Annotated in this window: 14 protein-coding genes; 5 read left to right on the top strand and 9 right to left on the bottom strand. The window is 57.6% G+C overall.

Annotation, left to right across the window (positions count from 1 at the left end; translation table 11 throughout):
- Positions 1-2 precede the first annotated feature (2 nt).
- The 9 genes from fabG to ABLV11_RS26990 form a co-directional block, all read right to left on the bottom strand.
- Positions 3-737 carry a 3-oxoacyl-ACP reductase FabG gene (gene fabG, locus ABLV11_RS27030; RefSeq protein WP_004105424.1) on the bottom strand — a complete coding sequence of 245 codons (735 nt, stop codon included), beginning with the start codon at positions 735-737 and terminating at the stop codon, positions 3-5.
- Positions 738-739: 2 nt separating this feature from the next.
- Positions 740-2,341: a CoA-transferase gene (locus tag ABLV11_RS27025; RefSeq protein ID WP_126489530.1), complete on the bottom strand. Its 1,602-nt coding sequence runs from the start codon at positions 2,339-2,341 to the stop codon at positions 740-742.
- A complete protein-coding gene (locus ABLV11_RS27020; protein WP_126489529.1) occupies positions 2,338-3,894 on the bottom strand; it encodes a class I adenylate-forming enzyme family protein in 1,557 nt (518 codons plus the stop codon). Before ABLV11_RS27020 ends, ABLV11_RS27025 begins: the two co-directional genes overlap by 4 nt.
- A 248-nt stretch (positions 3,895-4,142) precedes the next feature.
- Entirely contained in the window at positions 4,143-4,532 is a 390-nt protein-coding gene (locus ABLV11_RS27015; RefSeq protein ID WP_348856074.1) for a VOC family protein, read from the bottom strand.
- 1 nt (position 4,533) lies between these two features.
- Positions 4,534-5,868: an L-fucose:H+ symporter permease gene (fucP, locus tag ABLV11_RS27010; protein WP_004105419.1), complete on the bottom strand. Its 1,335-nt coding sequence runs from the start codon at positions 5,866-5,868 to the stop codon at positions 4,534-4,536.
- Positions 5,869-5,904: 36 nt separating this feature from the next.
- The gene (locus ABLV11_RS27005; RefSeq protein ID WP_016809705.1) at positions 5,905-6,846 is read right to left on the bottom strand and encodes a ribokinase; all 942 of its coding nucleotides are present in this window, start codon (positions 6,844-6,846) and stop codon (positions 5,905-5,907) included.
- An 11-nt stretch (positions 6,847-6,857) separates the two neighbouring features.
- Positions 6,858-7,547 (bottom strand): D-allulose 6-phosphate 3-epimerase, encoded by a 690-nt coding sequence (gene alsE, locus ABLV11_RS27000; protein WP_142477963.1) that lies wholly within the window; start codon positions 7,545-7,547, stop codon positions 6,858-6,860.
- 109 nt (positions 7,548-7,656) lie between these two features.
- Entirely contained in the window at positions 7,657-8,457 is an 801-nt protein-coding gene (locus ABLV11_RS26995) for a DeoR/GlpR family DNA-binding transcription regulator (protein ID WP_004105414.1), read from the bottom strand.
- 27 nt (positions 8,458-8,484) lie between these two features.
- Complete coding sequence (locus tag ABLV11_RS26990; RefSeq protein ID WP_162098317.1) at positions 8,485-8,766, bottom strand: hypothetical protein; 282 nt, start codon at positions 8,764-8,766, stop codon at positions 8,485-8,487.
- 54 nt (positions 8,767-8,820) lie between these two features.
- Here ABLV11_RS26990 and deoC point away from each other — a divergent pair, with 54 nt between their 5' ends.
- The 5 genes from deoC to ABLV11_RS26965 all read left to right on the top strand — a co-directional run bounded on the left by deoC (position 8,821) and on the right by ABLV11_RS26965 (position 15,330).
- A complete protein-coding gene (gene deoC / locus ABLV11_RS26985) occupies positions 8,821-9,570 on the top strand; it encodes a deoxyribose-phosphate aldolase (RefSeq protein WP_032705146.1) in 750 nt (249 codons plus the stop codon).
- A 53-nt stretch (positions 9,571-9,623) separates the two neighbouring features.
- Complete coding sequence (locus ABLV11_RS26980) at positions 9,624-11,129, top strand: FGGY-family carbohydrate kinase (protein WP_224329830.1); 1,506 nt, start codon at positions 9,624-9,626, stop codon at positions 11,127-11,129.
- 61 nt (positions 11,130-11,190) lie between these two features.
- Complete coding sequence (locus tag ABLV11_RS26975) at positions 11,191-11,964, top strand: DeoR/GlpR family DNA-binding transcription regulator (protein ID WP_004105409.1); 774 nt, start codon at positions 11,191-11,193, stop codon at positions 11,962-11,964.
- 407 nt (positions 11,965-12,371) lie between these two features.
- Complete coding sequence (locus tag ABLV11_RS26970) at positions 12,372-13,103, top strand: arginine ABC transporter substrate-binding protein (RefSeq protein WP_016809709.1); 732 nt, start codon at positions 12,372-12,374, stop codon at positions 13,101-13,103.
- A gap of 676 nt (positions 13,104-13,779) precedes the next feature.
- Positions 13,780-15,330 carry a peptide MFS transporter gene (locus ABLV11_RS26965; protein WP_023330021.1) on the top strand — a complete coding sequence of 517 codons (1,551 nt, stop codon included), beginning with the start codon at positions 13,780-13,782 and terminating at the stop codon, positions 15,328-15,330.
- The last annotated feature ends 89 nt before the right edge of the window (positions 15,331-15,419 follow it).

The following is a 15,419-nucleotide window of genomic DNA, read 5'->3' as shown; positions in this document are numbered from 1 at the left end:
CCTTACAGCACCATGCCGCCGCCGACGTTAATCACTTCACCGTTGATATAGCGCGCGCCGTCAGACGCCAGAAACGCCACGCACTCGCCAACGTCTTTCGCCTCCCCGGCGTAGCCCGCAGGGATTTTGTTGATCATGATTTGCCAGACGTTTTCCGGGACGCCGCGCGTCATATCGGTATCGATAAAGCCCGGGCAGATGGCGTTAACCGTGACGCCTTTTTTCGCCAGTTCGCGGCAGGCGGTTTTGGTCATTCCCACCACGCCGGCTTTTGACGCCGAATAGTTGGTTTGTCCGACGTTGCCAAGCCAGCTGGCGGAAGCGATATTGATAATGCGGCCCGCGCCGCGCTCGCGCATGCGGACGGCGGCCTGCTGCATACAGAGAAAAGTGCCCTTCAGATTGACATCGATCACCGTGTCCCAGTCCGCTTCGGAGAGTTTGTGCAGCATGGCGTCGCGGTTGATTCCGGCGTTATTCACCACAATATCCACCGGGCCAAACGCCTCTTCGGCCTGGGAAAACAGCGCTTCGACCTGCGCTTTTTCACCGATATTGCAGCTGATAAATAGCGCCTGTGCGCCCGATTCGCGCAGGGACGCGGCGGCGGCTTCGCCATGCGCGTCGCGATCGGCGATGATCACTCGCGCGCCTTCCCGCGCAAGCACCTGAGCAATGCCAAAGCCGATACCGCGCGCGGCGCCGGTAACAATGGCGGTTTTACTGGCAAGTTTCATAGCTAATTTCCTTGTGAGTCAGAGGATGAATTCCGGGACAGATGTTCCGCGAGGCCGCAGGGCTGCGGGGTGAACAAGCGACTGTCCATAACCTGAAGATCCGCGGCGATCGCCGGACGAAAATCCATATGCGCCAGGATGTCGCGCTCAAGATCGATACCGGGGGCGATTTCCGTCAGCACCGGCCCCTCCGGGCGTAGTTCGAAAACCGCCCGCTCAGTGACGTAATGCATAGTTTGTCCTTTGGCGCGGGCCAGCTCGCCGTTGTAAGAAATCTGATTAACCCCGGCGACGAATTTACGTACCTCGCCTTCGCGCCGGATATGCAGGGCCCCTTGTTCGCAGGCGATCTCCAGCCCTTTGGCGGTAAAAGAGGAGCAGAACACGACGTGGCGGGCATTCTGGGTGATATCGATAAAACCGCCCGCGCCGGGGCAGGATGCGCCGAGCCGCGTGGCGTTGACGTGGCCGTGCGGGTCCATCTCGCCGGCGCCCATAAAGGTGATATCGACCCCTGCGCCGTTGTAATAAAGCATTTGATCCTGGTGGCTTATCATCGCGCTCAGGTTACGACCAATGCCGAAATCAACGCCGCCCGCCTGCTGCCCGCCGTAGATCCCTGATTCCACGGTGATGGTGACCTGCTCGCCGAGCCGTTCTTCGTGAATGATGGCGCCAATAACATCGTTGGGAATGCCGGTGCCGAGATTGATGACGCAGCCTGGCGTCAGGTAGCGGCAGGCAATTCGTCCGATAAGCTTGCGCAGGTCGAGCGGCAGCGGCGCGTTCTGCGCGGCGGGTAGCTGGATATCGCCGCACAGCGCCGGATCGAAGTCCCAGCTGGAGGTCTGGCGATGATCCGCTTGCGGCTCTTCGCACACCACAATGGCGTCGATCAGGTTGCCGGGAACGGTGATGCTTTTCGGATGCAGCGAGCCTTTCGCCACGCGATATTTCACCTGCGCCAGCACCTTCGCCCCATAGCGTCTGGCGGCGAGAACCGCGTGCAGAACTTCCAGCTTCATCACCTCTTCATCGGTCGTGAGGTTGCCCTCTTCATCAGCATGGGTGCCGCGCACAATGACCACGTCCAGCGGAATGGCCGGGTAGAACAGATATTCGTCGCCGCGAAACGTCACGTGCTCGATCAGATCGGGCCGTTCGCGGGTGCGGGCGTTCATCCGCCCGCCTTCCATGCGCGGATCGACAAAGGTACCGAGCCCGACGGGGGAAAGCCGCCCGGTAAGCCCGGCGGCCATCGCGCTATAGAGATGGACGATCTGCCCCTGCGGCAGGCACCAGGCTTCCACTTCGTTGTTGTTGATCATCGCCATCCAGCGCGGCGCCAGGCCCCAGTGCGAGCCGATAAGCCGCGTCACCATACCCGGATGGGCGAAGTGCTGGATGCCGCGCTGGCGATCGCTTTGCCCAGCGGCATGCAGCAGCGTCAGATCGCGCGGTTCGCCCGCGGTCAGAAAGCGCGCTTCGATAGCGCTTAAAATGGACTCCGCCGCGCCGATAAGCGTCATCCCGACGGTGCAGACGGTGTCGCCGCTGGCGACCCACTGCGCCGCTTGATGGGCGTCGATAAATTTGCTGCTCACTTTTTATCCTCCGTTGATAGCGTGATGATGGATTCCGCGAGGCGCGTTTTGAGCTGCTGTTTGCTCACTTTTCCGTTATGGGTACGCGGTAAAACACGGGTGAAAATAATGCGCGCCGGCAGCTTAAAGCGGGCGATTTTGACCTTTAGCCAGCCGAGGATCTCTTCGCTGGTCAGGTGGTGCTGGCCGTCCGGCACGATAAACGCCACCGGCTCTTCGCCATAGACCGGGCTGGGGGTCGGGATCACGGCAACTTCCCGCACTCCCCGATAGGTAGAGAGGATGTTCTCCAGCTCTAGCGAGTAGATCTTCTCTCCGCCGCGATTGATCATGTCCTTGCTGCGGTCTTTGATGTACAGCCAGCCTTCGTCGTCGAGATAGCCCAGATCGCCGGTACAAAACCAGCCCTGCGCATCGCAGCTCGGGCGTCGTTCGCTGTGCTGCCAGTACTCGCGGATCACCACATCGCCTTTTAGCCAGATATGCCCGATTTGCCCGGCGGGGAGGGGCTGCTGGCGATCGTTGCGGATCGTAATGGCGAGGCCGGGGATCGCCTGGCCCGAACTGCCGCATTTATCGCTGCCCCAGACGTCGCCCGGAAAAATCGTCGCGGGCGAGGTCGTTTCGGTGAGACCGTAGATCGGCTGAATCGCCGTATGCGGAAACAGGGTTTTTAACTCGTTGATCAGTCCGTCGCTCAGGTGGCCCGCGCCGCAGGCAATCGTGCGTAGCGCGGGAAAATCGCCCGGATGGCTGGCGCTCTGCTCGCGCGCGGCCTGGCACAGCAGGATAAAAATGGTTGGCGAGCCGTGCAGAAAGGTAATGTTCTTCTCGCGCAGGGTGTTGATCACCTGCGGGGCGTTGAACCGGTGCTGAAGCCAGATGCTCGCGCCGAGGCTAATAAACAGCGCCAGCAGCGCCGACAGGCCGGTGATGTGATAGATAGGTACCGCCAGAATGGTGCTATCCGCGGCGGTGAGATTCAGTTTTTGCGTATAGGCGTCAATCGCGCAGAGCAGGTTATTGTGCGTGATAATCGCCCCTTTCGGTTCTCCGGTGGTACCGGAGGTGAACATCATCACCGCCGTATCGTCGCGGTTAACCGGGACCGGCTGGCGGGTCAGCGGTTCGGGAAGTGAGAGCGCCTGCCATTCGCTGAGTGAAACCGCGCGCGCGTCGGGGGTGTGTTTCAGCCAGTCCTGTACGGTCGCATCGAACAGCACGACCCGCGGGGCGATATGGCCCACCAGCTCCTCGCTCTCGGCCTGCTTAAGCTTAGTGCTGAAAGGCACCACTTCGATGCCCAGACCAAGCGCGGCAAAAAGGACTTCGCAAAAAGCGGGATGATTCCCCCAGGCCAGCAGGATTCGGTCGCCTTTGCGCAGCGACCAGACCTGGTCAAGCTGCGCCATCGCTTGCTGTACCCGCAGGTGAAAATCGCGGTACAGATAGCGCCGATCCTCAAACGCCAGCGCCAGGGCATCCGGGCTACGGGCGGCGCTGTGGCTCAGGGCCTGGTACAGATTCTGGAAGTCGGCGGAGGTGCTGCTCATTTGTCTCTCCTGATATTGCGTATTGACTGGAAGTAGTCTGGGGAAATTCAGGAGAGGAAATTGCCGAATGGCTCACAATAGAAAATCAACAAAACAGAAGCAATTTTGTAACATTGCACAATAGGCAGGAGAGGCCGGGTGGGGGGAGAAAATCTGGAATCAGGCAGGCTTTTGTAAAGCCTGAGGAAGCCCGCTTTTAGACCCGTATTAACCGGGCCTAAAAGGGAGAAGGGGATCAGGCCGGCCGCTTAGCGCTTAAAGGCATCGAACTCGAGCCGTTCGCCATCGGGGCCGCGAATAAGCAGGAAGCGCACGTTGTCTTCTTCTATCGGCCCTTCATCGAGCGGATAACCGAGCGCCGCCAGCCGCTGGTGCACCGCATCCAGGTCGCGGACTTCCAGCGCCAGATGATCGATACCGCAGCGAGGAGCGTCAAAGGGCGTTCCTGCGGGAAGCTGATACAGCTCGAGGACGGCGCCCGCCATTTCCAGGAACGCGACTTCAATAGTGCCCTGCGGCGACGGCTTGCTAAACCGCTGCTGGCGCTGAAAGCCCAGCGATTCATAGAAGGCAAGCGAACGCGTTAAGTCACTGACCTGATAGCCAATATGAGCAATCGTGTTGATAAGTTCGCGCATGTTATACCCCCTTACGCACGCACCAGAAACCGTAGAAAGCGACATACACAAAGCACAGGAGCGGAGCGATAAAGGCGATTTGCATATTGCCGCCGTTCATATCCGAGATAATGCCCATCACCAGCGGAATAACAGCCCCGCCGATAATCGACATCACCACGATCGAGCCTGCGGTCTGGGTATCTTTCCCCATCCCTTTGATGACCAGACCAAAGTTCGTCGGCCAGCATGGCGCCATACAGAAGCTGACCAGAATGAGCGCATAGACCGCCAGCATTGAACTGCTGAATACGGCAACCAATAAAAGGACAGTGGCGGCCAGGGCAAAGCTACCGAGCAGCAGCGCCGGGTTCAGGCGGTTCATCAACCAGGTGGCCACGGTTTTACCCACCGCGTAAATCACCAGAGAAGCCAGCAGCCAGTAGGTCGCGGAGTGCTCGCTGGTGCCCTGCTGCACGAGCTGCACAAAGCGAATCGTGAAGCTCCATACGCCAACCTGGGCGCCGACGTACAAAAACTGCGACAGGATCCCGAGGCGAAAGCGCGGGATAGCAAACAGGCGTTTCAGCGTAGGTCCCATGCTTTCCGTCGGGAGTTGCTGCTGCTGAGAGGGCGTGCCCTTGCACGACGGGAATTTAATAAACACGAACACCAGCGCCAGCACCACCAGCACGGAGCCGATAATCAGATAGGGTCCGACCACCTGGCCGACCATTTGATGGCGCGCAGCGTCCGCGGCGGCGGCGGGCATCGCCAGCAGCTGTTCATGGCTCGGATCGTTCTCGCCAAACACCATCACCTGGCCAATCAGCACGCCGGAAATCACGCCCAGCGAGTTGAAGATCTGCGAAAAGTTAATGCGCTGGGTGGACGATTGAATCGGGCCCAGCAGGCTTGAATAGGTGTTTGCCGATGTTTCCAGAAAAGAGAGTCCGCAGGCGATCACCCCCAGGCAGGCGAGGAACGCGCCGTAGGTCATGATCTGCGCGGCCGGAACGAACAGGAAGCAGCCGAGGGCGTACAGGCACAGCCCAATAATGATCGCCGCTTTATAGGAATAACGCTTTATCAGCGCCGCCGCAGGCAGGGCGACAAAAAAGTAGCCGAGGAAAAAAATCGACTGCACCAGCGCCGTCTGGGTATCCGTTAAATCGAAGCCCTTTTTAAACTGGGCGATCAAAATATCATTCAGGTTGCCCGCCATCCCCCATAGCGCAAACAGGCAACAGACCAGTAAAAATTGCAGCCAGGGGGTATGCGGTAAATACGCGCTGGTGTCCAGTTTTTCATTGTGGACCGCCGCTTTATCGACCTTATCCGTGATTAGCGTACTCATTGAGCTATCCTCTTAATGGTTTTTATACAGTAGGGTTTATGCCATTTCATAATCAGAGGCGGCACGCAAAAGCCGTTCTCGTGCCTCCTGGTACTCAGGTAAAGATGATGCGCCCTGCTTTTCGACGCTGACGGCGGCGTAGGCCGCCGCAAATCGGGCTGCGGCATGCAGCGGTTCGCCGCAGGCCAGTCGCGCCGCCAGCGCGCCGTTGAAGGCATCGCCCGCGCCGGTGGTATCGCGGGGATGAGAAGGAAAGCACGGAATAGGGGATTTCACGCCCTGCTCGCTCAGCAGGGCGCCCTTTGCGCCGAGGGTGATAATGACGTTGCGCGCGCCCTGAGCATGCAGCGCATCGGCGGCCTCGGCCGCGGCCGCCAGAGAGTCAACCCGGCGCCCGGTCATTAACCCGGCCTCCGTGGCGTTCGGCGTGAGCAGATCCACTTTGCTTAGAAAGGCGTGCTCAACGGGCTGCCAGGGCGCAGGATTGAGCACCACGAAGGCCCCGGCCTCTTTGCCGGCGTCAACGACCTGCTCAATGGCGGAAAGATTGTTCTCCAGCTGAACCAGCACCACATCCGCGCAGCCGATAGCGGGAATGCAGCCGGCGATTTCATCATCGGTCACCGTCATATTCGCGCCGGGGTCGACGGCAATCATGTTTTCGGCATCATTGCCGGCCACATAAATCAGCGCGTTGCCGGTGGGGACGTCTTCGGCGACCAGCAGCGTCACGGCATTGAAGCCCACGCCTTTCAGATGACGGCGGGCAAAATGGCCGAAGGTATCATTGCCAATCTTGCCGATATAGTGGACATTCGCCCCCGCTTTTAGCGCGGCGGTGGCCTGGTTCGCCCCTTTCCCCCCGGCGCTGGTCATACTTCCGCAGGCCACTAACGACTCGCCCGGTACCGGAAAGCGCTCCACCCTGGCAACCATGTCGAAATTGAATGAACCAAAAACACAGACTTTTCCTGACATCATTCGCTCCTTTATACGAGCTCGGGGGAGTGCAGCGCGGCGGACAGATCGCGGGACATTTTTTCCCAGGCCTGCTCAAGCGGCATATCCGGGCGGAATAAACCGCTGCTGCCCATGACCAATATCTGCGCTCCGGCTCCCAGCAGCTCGCGGTAGGTGTTGCGATTGCATGAGCCGTCGACTTCCAGCAAGAAGCTGAGGTTGCCGCTCTCTTTTAGCTGATGAAGCTGCGCGATTTTGGCGAGCATTTCGGGAATAAAAGGCTGACCGGCATAGCCTGGATCGACGGTCATCACCGTCACCTTATCGAGCAGATGCAGATAGTGCTGGATGCTCTCAACCGGCGTGGCGGGATTGAGCACCATGCCCACCTCTTTCCCCGCCTGGCGAAGCATATTGATGAGCCGGAAGGCTTCGCGGCAGATGGTTTCCGGATGCAGTGAAATAGCGTCAGCGCCGGCTTCTATCAGCGACGGGATAAACGAGGCGGGCTCTTCGACCATCAGGTGGACATCGATGGGAAGCGATGTGTAGGGACGAATCTGCGCCACAAAGCTGGCCGATAGCGCCAGATTTTTGACATAGTGGCCGTCCATTATGTCGACATGCAGCCTGTCGGCTTTGCCGTTTAAAAAGTGCAGCTGTTCCGTCAGCTTCATCATGTCCATACACATGAGCGAGGGAGAAAGGTAATAACGCATAAGGCCTCATTTATTCCGGTAGTGGCTGATTTCAGGCAAAGTCTGGCCCTGCCGCGGGAAGCAGCGTTTCGACATTGCGCGTATTAACCGTCACGTCATGACGGCGTACTCAGGCGATTTGTAGGCCGACGTTATGCCAGGTCATCTCTTTTTCCAGCAGCGGATCGACAAACTTTTCGGTCACCAGACAGTCCAGCTCGCCCAATCCGCCGATGCGCGCGACGCCTGTTCGCCCCAGCTTACTGCCGTCGACCAATGCCACGGTTTGACGGGCCGCCAGCATCATCTGTTTCAGCAGGGCAGCGTGGGCTTCCGTACCCGCATATAAGCCGCTATCGCGCTCCAGACCCTGGCAGGAGAAAAAGAGCGTATCGATGGCATACTCGCGCAGCGTTCGTGAGGCAGTTTCACCGAAGAACGACTCTTCGGTCGGGGAGAAGTCGCCCCCCAGCCCCACGAGATGCAACGAGCGTCGGCTCATCAGGGTTTGTAAGATGCGGATGGAGGGCGTAATAACCGTTAACGCCATCTCCGGCATCTGCCGGGCCAAAAACCAGCTGGTGCTGCTGCCGTCCAGGACGATGGTCTTTCCCGGCTGGAGAAACTGCAGCGCTTTACGGGCAACGCGCATTTTGCCTTCGCTGTGCAGCAGCGTTCTTTGCTGAAAGCTTCCCTGGCTATCTTCGACCGGCAGGGCGGACGCTGCCGCTCGGGTCGTCGGCAGCGGGTTTTCCGCCGCCAGCGCTCCGCCGTGGCTCCGATTTAAGATCCCTTTCCGTTCCAGCTCGCTCAGATCGCGGCGAATCGTTTCCCTTGAGACCCGAGTCGCTTGCGCAATCTCATTTACCCGCATCACGCCGCGTTGGCCCAGCAGTTCAACAATCAAACGATGACGTTCCAGCGGCAACATAGCTCTCTCCTGAAGTACATAATCAGATTACCTTTCCCTTGCGCAGGGCGTTGAGACCTCGGGAATGTCCGGCGAAGGCGAGCTTTTCGCTGCCGGACAGTGTGATAGCGCACGCATTTCGGCTGCACTGCCGCCAGCGTTTTTGCTATCTCGCCCGCTATTCAGGCATAAACAAAAACAAACAAAAATAAATGCAATATTGCCTTTGCGCCCGTTTATGACCGTTTGCGCCCGCTCTGCGAGGGCACTGTTCATTTCTTGCCTGCTAATTAAAAACAAATGAAAATAAAAAAATGCTAAATCGATCACGTTATTTTCATTTGATGCGTTTTTAAATGGATTTAAGCCGAATAACAGCATTAAATGAAAGCAATTAAAAACAAAGAGCAGGATAAGACCATGAATGAAACAACCCGTCGTTTTGCACGTTTAGTTGACCTGAGCGCAGTCCAGGCCACCAGTACCGAAGCGGACGTTCGCGCCTGCGCCGAGCTGGCTGCCCGATACAACATTATTTCCGTCCACGTTCTGCCCTGCTGGACGCGTTTTCTCAGTACGTTGCTGCCGCAGCAGGGCACGGGAGAGGTGATGATTGGCGGGCCGGTCGGTTTTCCCGGCGGCGGGCATGCCACCGACACCAAGGTTCAGGAGGTGCGCCAGCTGATTGCCGATGGCGCCCGCGAAGTGGATATGGTGGTGAATATCGGCAAAGTGTTATCCGGCGATTATGACTATGTGCGCGAAGATTTGCGCCGCGTGGTGGAAGCCGCCGCCCCGGTACCGGCTAAAGTGATCCTCGAAACGCACTATCTCAATGAGGAGCAGATTCGCCGCGTGTGCGATATCGCCGTAGAGGTGGGGATGAAGTGGGTCAAAACCTCTACCGGCTGGGCGCCCACCGGCGCCACGGTGGAAAAAGTCAGCATCATTGCCGACCAGCTTAAAGGCCGAATCGATATCAAAGGGGCCGGAGGCATTCGCGATCTGGCCACGGTGCGCGCGCTCTACCAGCTTGGCGTCCGCCGCTTTGGCATGAGCCATGGCGCAGTAACAAAGGTGCTGGCTGAACTGGAGCAGCATCCGGAACGTTTTCCCGAGCTGAACGCCGATTAAACTGAGAGACCGCGGGCCTGATGGCCCGCTTTAAGACGTCACCGGAGTCAGTGATGAAAGATAAAATACTCACGATTGATGTTGGCACTGGCAGCACCCGTGCCGCTATTTTGCGCATTGACGGCGCGATGATCGGCTTTGCGCAAAGAGAGTATGAGCAAACCACGCCGCGTGCGGGTTGGTCAGAACAGGCCCCGTCTTTATGGTGGCAGGCCGCCTGCGACTGCATACGCGAGGTGCTTTACCGCTATCCTGAAACGGCTGCGCAGATTGCGGTTATTGGCGCCTGCGGGCAAATGCACGGTACCGTTCTACTGGACGATCGCGGCGAGCTGGTGGAGGACAGGGCGCTGCTGTGGAATGATAAGCGTAGCCAGCCGCAGGTGGATGCCTTTAGCGCGCGCGAAGGGCGGGAGAAGTGGCTGGCGCATTTAAATAATCCACCCGCGGCGGCGTGGCCCGCTTTTAAATTAGCCTGGTGGCGTGAACATCATCCGGAGCGCTGGCCGCAGCTCGCCAAAGTGTTAATGCCGAAGGACTATATTAATTTCATGCTGACCGGCGCCCTGGCGACCGACTATAGCGAGGCGTCCTGCTATTTCCTGATGGACAGCGAAACCCGCGCCTGGTCTTCGCAAGCCTGCGAAACGTTTGGTCTGCGGGTCGATCAGCTACCGGATCTTAAACTTTCCAGCGACATTATCGGCCAGGTAACCCCGCGCGCCGCCGGCCTGACGGGCCTGCCGCCAGGGATCCCGGTGGTTGCCGGTACGTCAGACATGGCGGCCTCTCTGCTGGGCTCGGGAGTATATGAGCCGGGGATGGCGTCCGACTCCACCGGCACGTCGACGCTGATCACCGTGGTGTCGCCGCGGCCGTTACGCCACCCGCTGGTCAATAACCTTCATCTGGCTAACGCGGCCTGGGGCGGATTTACGATTCTCGACGCCGGCGGCGATGCCGTCCGCTGGGCGCGGCTGGCGCTGGCCGATAACCAGATTACGCATCCGCAGCTTTTGCAGGAAGCGGCAGCGGTGCCGGCGGGCGCGGAAGGGCTGCTCTTTCTTCCCTATCTGACCGGAGAACGCCTGACCGAACACACGAACTCGCGGGCGCAGTTTTTCGGCCTGCAGCGTAAGCATCGCCGCGGTCATTTATTCCGCGCGGTCCTGGAAGGGGTGGCCTTTGCGTCCTGGCGCAATCTTCGCCAGCTGCAGGCGTGCGGGCAATATCCGCAACAAATGATCGCTTCCGGCGGCGGCGCGCGCAGCCCGCTGTGGCTTGAAATCAAAGCCGCGGCGTACAATCTTCCGATATTATCTACGCGCAATCAGGAGAATGGCGTCACCGGATGCGGTATTATCGCCGGGGTTGGCGCGGGGCTGTACGCCGATTTTGCCAGCGGCGTGCGCCAGACGGTGCAGTTCGACAAACTGATTTCGCCAGATCCCCGTCTGCGGGATTATTACCACGCCTGCAGCGAGCTTTTTGATACGCTGTACTGGCAATCCGCCGCCTTATACGACAGGCTGGATGCGCTCAGCGTGGGACCCGACTGATACGCAAAGGTAAGCCAGCGCCGCATCGCGCGTAACGTGCCGTAAATAAGAGAGAGGCAGAATGTTTGCAGAAGAAAGACAGGAGAAGTTGCTCAGTATTCTCAGGGAAAAACGCAAAGTGGCTGTTTCTGAGATGTGTGACGTCTTTAATGTATCTGGCGCCACCATTCGTGCCGATCTCCGCCAGCTGGAAGAGGAGGGGCTGCTGACCCGTACCCACGGCGGCGCCGTTCTTCGGACGCGGGCGAGCTTTGAACAGGCGTCGGACGCGCGCGAAATTGTTAACCTCAGCGCGAAAGAGCGGATCGGCCAGCGCGCGGCGGCGCTGGTTGAGGATGGCGACATTATCGTGCTGGATACCGGTACCACGACTCTGCATATCGCGCGCAATATTCGCGACCGACAGAACGTTACGGTGGTCACCAATGATTACCAAATCGCCCGCGAGCTGGAAGCCAGCCCTTCTATTCAAACCATTCTGCTGGGTGGGATCGTCAAGAAGGGATACCACTGCGTGGTGGCGATCAACGGACGTTCCATACTTGATACCCTGAACGTCGATAAAGCGTTTATGGGCGCCAATTCGCTGTCGCTGAAACACGGCGCCTGCGTGGCCGATATCATGCTGGCAGAAACGAAACGCGGCATGGTTGAACACGCCAGTCAGGTGATTATCGTCTGCGACTACAGCAAGCTGAATAATACCTCGCTTGCCCAGTTTACCGCCGCGGATCGTATTGATACCGTGGTGGTGGATCGTCTGCCTGATGACGTTCAGGCGTATCGTCATGCCGGCATTCAGGTGATCTCTCTGGATGAAGAGGCGCATCTCTAGCGTGCGGTTCCGGCGGCGCTAATTTAGCGGGAGAAGACGTTTTATTTTACGCGTTGCCTCTGTGGTAAAACTTTTCTCTTTATTAAATGCGTAACGACCTGTCTGGGTTGGGGGCAGCGCCTCCTCTCTGGCATATTCTGCTGTGATGCCTGCGGTAACCCACGGATATGATTAACGAATTTCCTCCGAAAAGCCGGGGGTAATCTACAGAACCCGCGCCACTTCATGTATGATTTTTCTCTCCGTTCGGGCGGCTGCGCTGATTTTCACCGGCCGCGCGCCGAGCGGTCGATCATTGCGGATAATGATTCAGGCGAAGAATACGATTCGTCGCCAACGATAAATAACAATCCCGACCATCTTTCAGAACGCTGAATTATCGTGAGGGCATCACAGGGAGCATGACTATGAAAGGCGCTTATCTCGCACTTGCGCTCGGTTTATTTACCGGTTCGGCGCTGGCGGCCGAGCGGGTGATCCATTTTGGCACCAGCGCAACCTATCCGCCGTTTGAATTCGTCGACGGCAATAATCAGGTGGCGGGTTTTGATATTGATATCGCCAGAGCGGTATGTAAGGAGCTACAGGCTACCTGCAGCTTCACCAATCAGAGTTTTGATAGCCTTATTCCGGCACTGCGTTTTAAGAAAATGGATGCGGCGATCGCCGGGATGGATATCACGCCGCTGCGTGAGAAGCAGGTGGATTTTTCGACGCCGTACTTCAACGAACTGTCGGCGGTGGCGGTCGTGCGCAAAGATACCTTCCACACCTTTGCCGATTTAAAAGGCAAGAAGCTTGGTCTGGAGAACGGCACTTCCCATCAGCGCTACCTTCAGGATCGCCATCGTGAGATTGCGTCGCAGGCCTATGACAGCTATCTGAACGCGCTTGTCGATCTGCGTAACGGACGGCTGGACGGCGTGTTTGGCGACGTATCGGCGATGAAAAACTGGTTAAAGGAAAACCCGGATTTCGTCATCATGGATGAGCGCGCCACCGACCCGGAGTATTACGGCAAAGGGCTGGGCATTGCGCTGCGTAAGGGCAATCCGCTGCTGGCGGAGATCAACCAGGCGCTGGAGAAAGTGATGGCTTCACCTGAATACAGCGAAATTAAAGATCGCTGGATTAAATAATCCAGCCGATAGCGACCGGGAGTCTTAACCATTCTGCGTCACGCCCGTTCTTCGCCAGGAACGGGAGCGATTCGTGACGCATTTGTTTTATATGCCAGTAAAACCTCTTTCTGTCGCTTAAAACGTCGTAATCCCTTCTTCGCCTTTCTGGCGCCCGGAATAGCGACTTTATAGCCGAATTTATTCTTCTCTTCGCCACGCGGGGACGGGCGGTGCGCCACCTTCGCTTGCTGGCAGCGGATAGCGGCTTATCCGTTCTTGCGGGTAACGTTTTTTTCACAATGACAATTGTGCATTTTATCGCTCTTTCCCCTCGTTGAGCATCTCAGGCATGTATTTATTAAGGTTATTGGTAGACAACAGCGTCGGCTGAACGGCACGGATAGCTATAAAAATAATTATATTTAACTGTTTGTTTTATAAATAAAAATATATCTAAGATGCTCTGTTTTATGATGTCAATCACATTTCCTCTCTCGCCAACTTTAAATCTGTAAAAGTAGACGTTTGTCGACTTTTCATCTAAAAAGTTGGGGGAAGGGACTAGACAGGACCATTATTAGGTTATCAAATGGTTAAATAACGTCACATTAAATGTGAATGATTGGCCTTGTGTATAAAAGGCCAACACGCTTTCCGCTGCGCTAAAGCGCTGCGGACATCTTTGGGAGAAGTTATGCATTCCTCTGTTAATAAAAATGAATCTCGGACCTTTTTCGGTCATCCTTACCCGCTCGGTTCGCTGTTTTTCACCGAAATGTGGGAACGGTTCTCGTTTTACGGCATTCGTCCATTACTGATCCTGTTTATGGCGGCCACCGTCTATGACGGCGGGATGGGGCTGGCGCGTGAGAACGCTTCGGCCATCGTCGGGATTTTTGCCGGGACCATGTATCTTGCCGCGCTGCCCGGCGGCTGGCTGGCGGACAACTGGCTCGGGCAACAAAAAGCGGTCTGGTATGGTTCGATACTGATCGCACTGGGCCATCTCTCCATCGCGCTGTCGGCGGTGATGGGCGATAGCCTGTTCTTTATCGGCCTGATGTTTATCGTGCTCGGTTCCGGCCTGTTCAAAACCTGTATTTCGGTGATGGTTGGTACGCTGTACAAGAAAGGCGATGCGCGCCGCGATGGCGGCTTCTCGCTGTTCTACATGGGCATCAACATGGGCTCGTTTATCGCCCCGCTGATCTCCGGCTGGCTGATCAAATCCCACGGCTGGCACTGGGGCTTTGGCATCGGCGGCATCGGGATGCTGGTCGCGCTGATAATCTTCCGCGTCTTTGCCGTCCCGGCGATGAAACGCTATGACAGCGAAGTCGGCCTCGATTCCACCTGGAACAGCCCGGTAGTGAAACGAAACGGCGTCGGCGCATGGCTACTGGCGCTGACGGTAGGCGTAGCGGTTATTGTCGCGTTGATTGCCCAGGGCGTTATCGTGATTAACCCGGTGGCGGTGGCCAGCGTGCTGGTCTACGTGATTGCGGCGTCGGTGGTGCTCTATTTTATCTACCTGTTCGTCTTCGCCGGGCTGAGCCGTAAAGAGCGCGCCCGCCTGCTGGTATGCTTTATCCTGCTGATTTCGGCGGCCTTTTTCTGGTCAGCGTTTGAGCAGAAACCGACCTCGTTTAACCTGTTCGCTAACGACTATACCAACCGTACGATCGGCTCGTTCGAGATCCCGGCGGTGTGGTTCCAGTCGATTAACGCCCTGTTTATCATTCTGCTGGCGCCGGTATTTAGCTGGGCCTGGCCTGCGCTGGCGCGCAAAAACGTACGTCCGAGCAGCATCACCAAGTTTGTTATCGGTATTTTGTGCGCGGCGGCGGGCTTTGGCCTGATGATGCTGGCGGCGCAAAATGTCCTGAGCAACAACGGCGCGGGCGTTTCGCCGATGTGGCTGGTGGGCAGCATTCTGATGCTGACGCTGGGCGAGCTGTGCCTCAGTCCGATTGGTCTCGCGACCATGACTCTGCTGGCGCCGGAAAGAATGCGCGGCCAGATGATGGGGCTGTGGTTCTGCGCCAGCGCCCTGGGGAACCTGGCTGCGGGTCTGATTGGCGGTCACGTGAAGGCCGATCAGCTGGATATGCTGCCTGACCTGTTTGCACGCTGCTCCATTGCGCTGCTGATCTGCGCCGCGGTGCTGTGCCTGCTGATTGTTCCGGTGCGCCGGATGCTGGAAAACACCAAATCCAGCGAGCAAAAACCGGCGGCGAATACCTGACGGCGAAAGCGGTAAATAAAAAGCCGGCGCTCTGTGGACTGACCCCATAAAGTTGGACAGTTCATATTAAGCGGCTTTCAGGGCCTGGG

The sequence above is a fragment of the Klebsiella sp. GW_Kp181 genome, from assembly GCF_040062315.1.
Taxonomy (GTDB): domain Bacteria; phylum Pseudomonadota; class Gammaproteobacteria; order Enterobacterales; family Enterobacteriaceae; genus Klebsiella; species Klebsiella oxytoca.
This window is presented reverse-complemented; position numbering and strand designations above follow the sequence as displayed.

Coding starts and splice junctions, on each gene's coding strand:
- ABLV11_RS26970 (WP_016809709.1), top strand. CDS start 12,372: ATGAAAGGCGCTTATCTCGCACTTGCGCTCGGTTTATTTACCGGTTCG.
- ABLV11_RS26965 (WP_023330021.1), top strand. CDS start 13,780: ATGCATTCCTCTGTTAATAAAAATGAATCTCGGACCTTTTTCGGTCAT.
- ABLV11_RS26995 (WP_004105414.1), bottom strand. CDS start 8,457: ATGTTGCCGCTGGAACGTCATCGTTTGATTGTTGAACTGCTGGGCCAA.
- ABLV11_RS27015 (WP_348856074.1), bottom strand. CDS start 4,532: ATGCGCGAACTTATCAACACGATTGCTCATATTGGCTATCAGGTCAGT.
- fabG (WP_004105424.1), bottom strand. CDS start 737: ATGAAACTTGCCAGTAAAACCGCCATTGTTACCGGCGCCGCGCGCGGT.
- ABLV11_RS26980 (WP_224329830.1), top strand. CDS start 9,624: ATGAAAGATAAAATACTCACGATTGATGTTGGCACTGGCAGCACCCGT.
- ABLV11_RS26975 (WP_004105409.1), top strand. CDS start 11,191: ATGTTTGCAGAAGAAAGACAGGAGAAGTTGCTCAGTATTCTCAGGGAA.
- fucP (WP_004105419.1), bottom strand. CDS start 5,868: ATGAGTACGCTAATCACGGATAAGGTCGATAAAGCGGCGGTCCACAAT.
- ABLV11_RS27020 (WP_126489529.1), bottom strand. CDS start 3,894: ATGAGCAGCACCTCCGCCGACTTCCAGAATCTGTACCAGGCCCTGAGC.
- alsE (WP_142477963.1), bottom strand. CDS start 7,547: ATGCGTTATTACCTTTCTCCCTCGCTCATGTGTATGGACATGATGAAG.
- ABLV11_RS27005 (WP_016809705.1), bottom strand. CDS start 6,846: ATGTCAGGAAAAGTCTGTGTTTTTGGTTCATTCAATTTCGACATGGTT.
- deoC (WP_032705146.1), top strand. CDS start 8,821: ATGAAAGCAATTAAAAACAAAGAGCAGGATAAGACCATGAATGAAACA.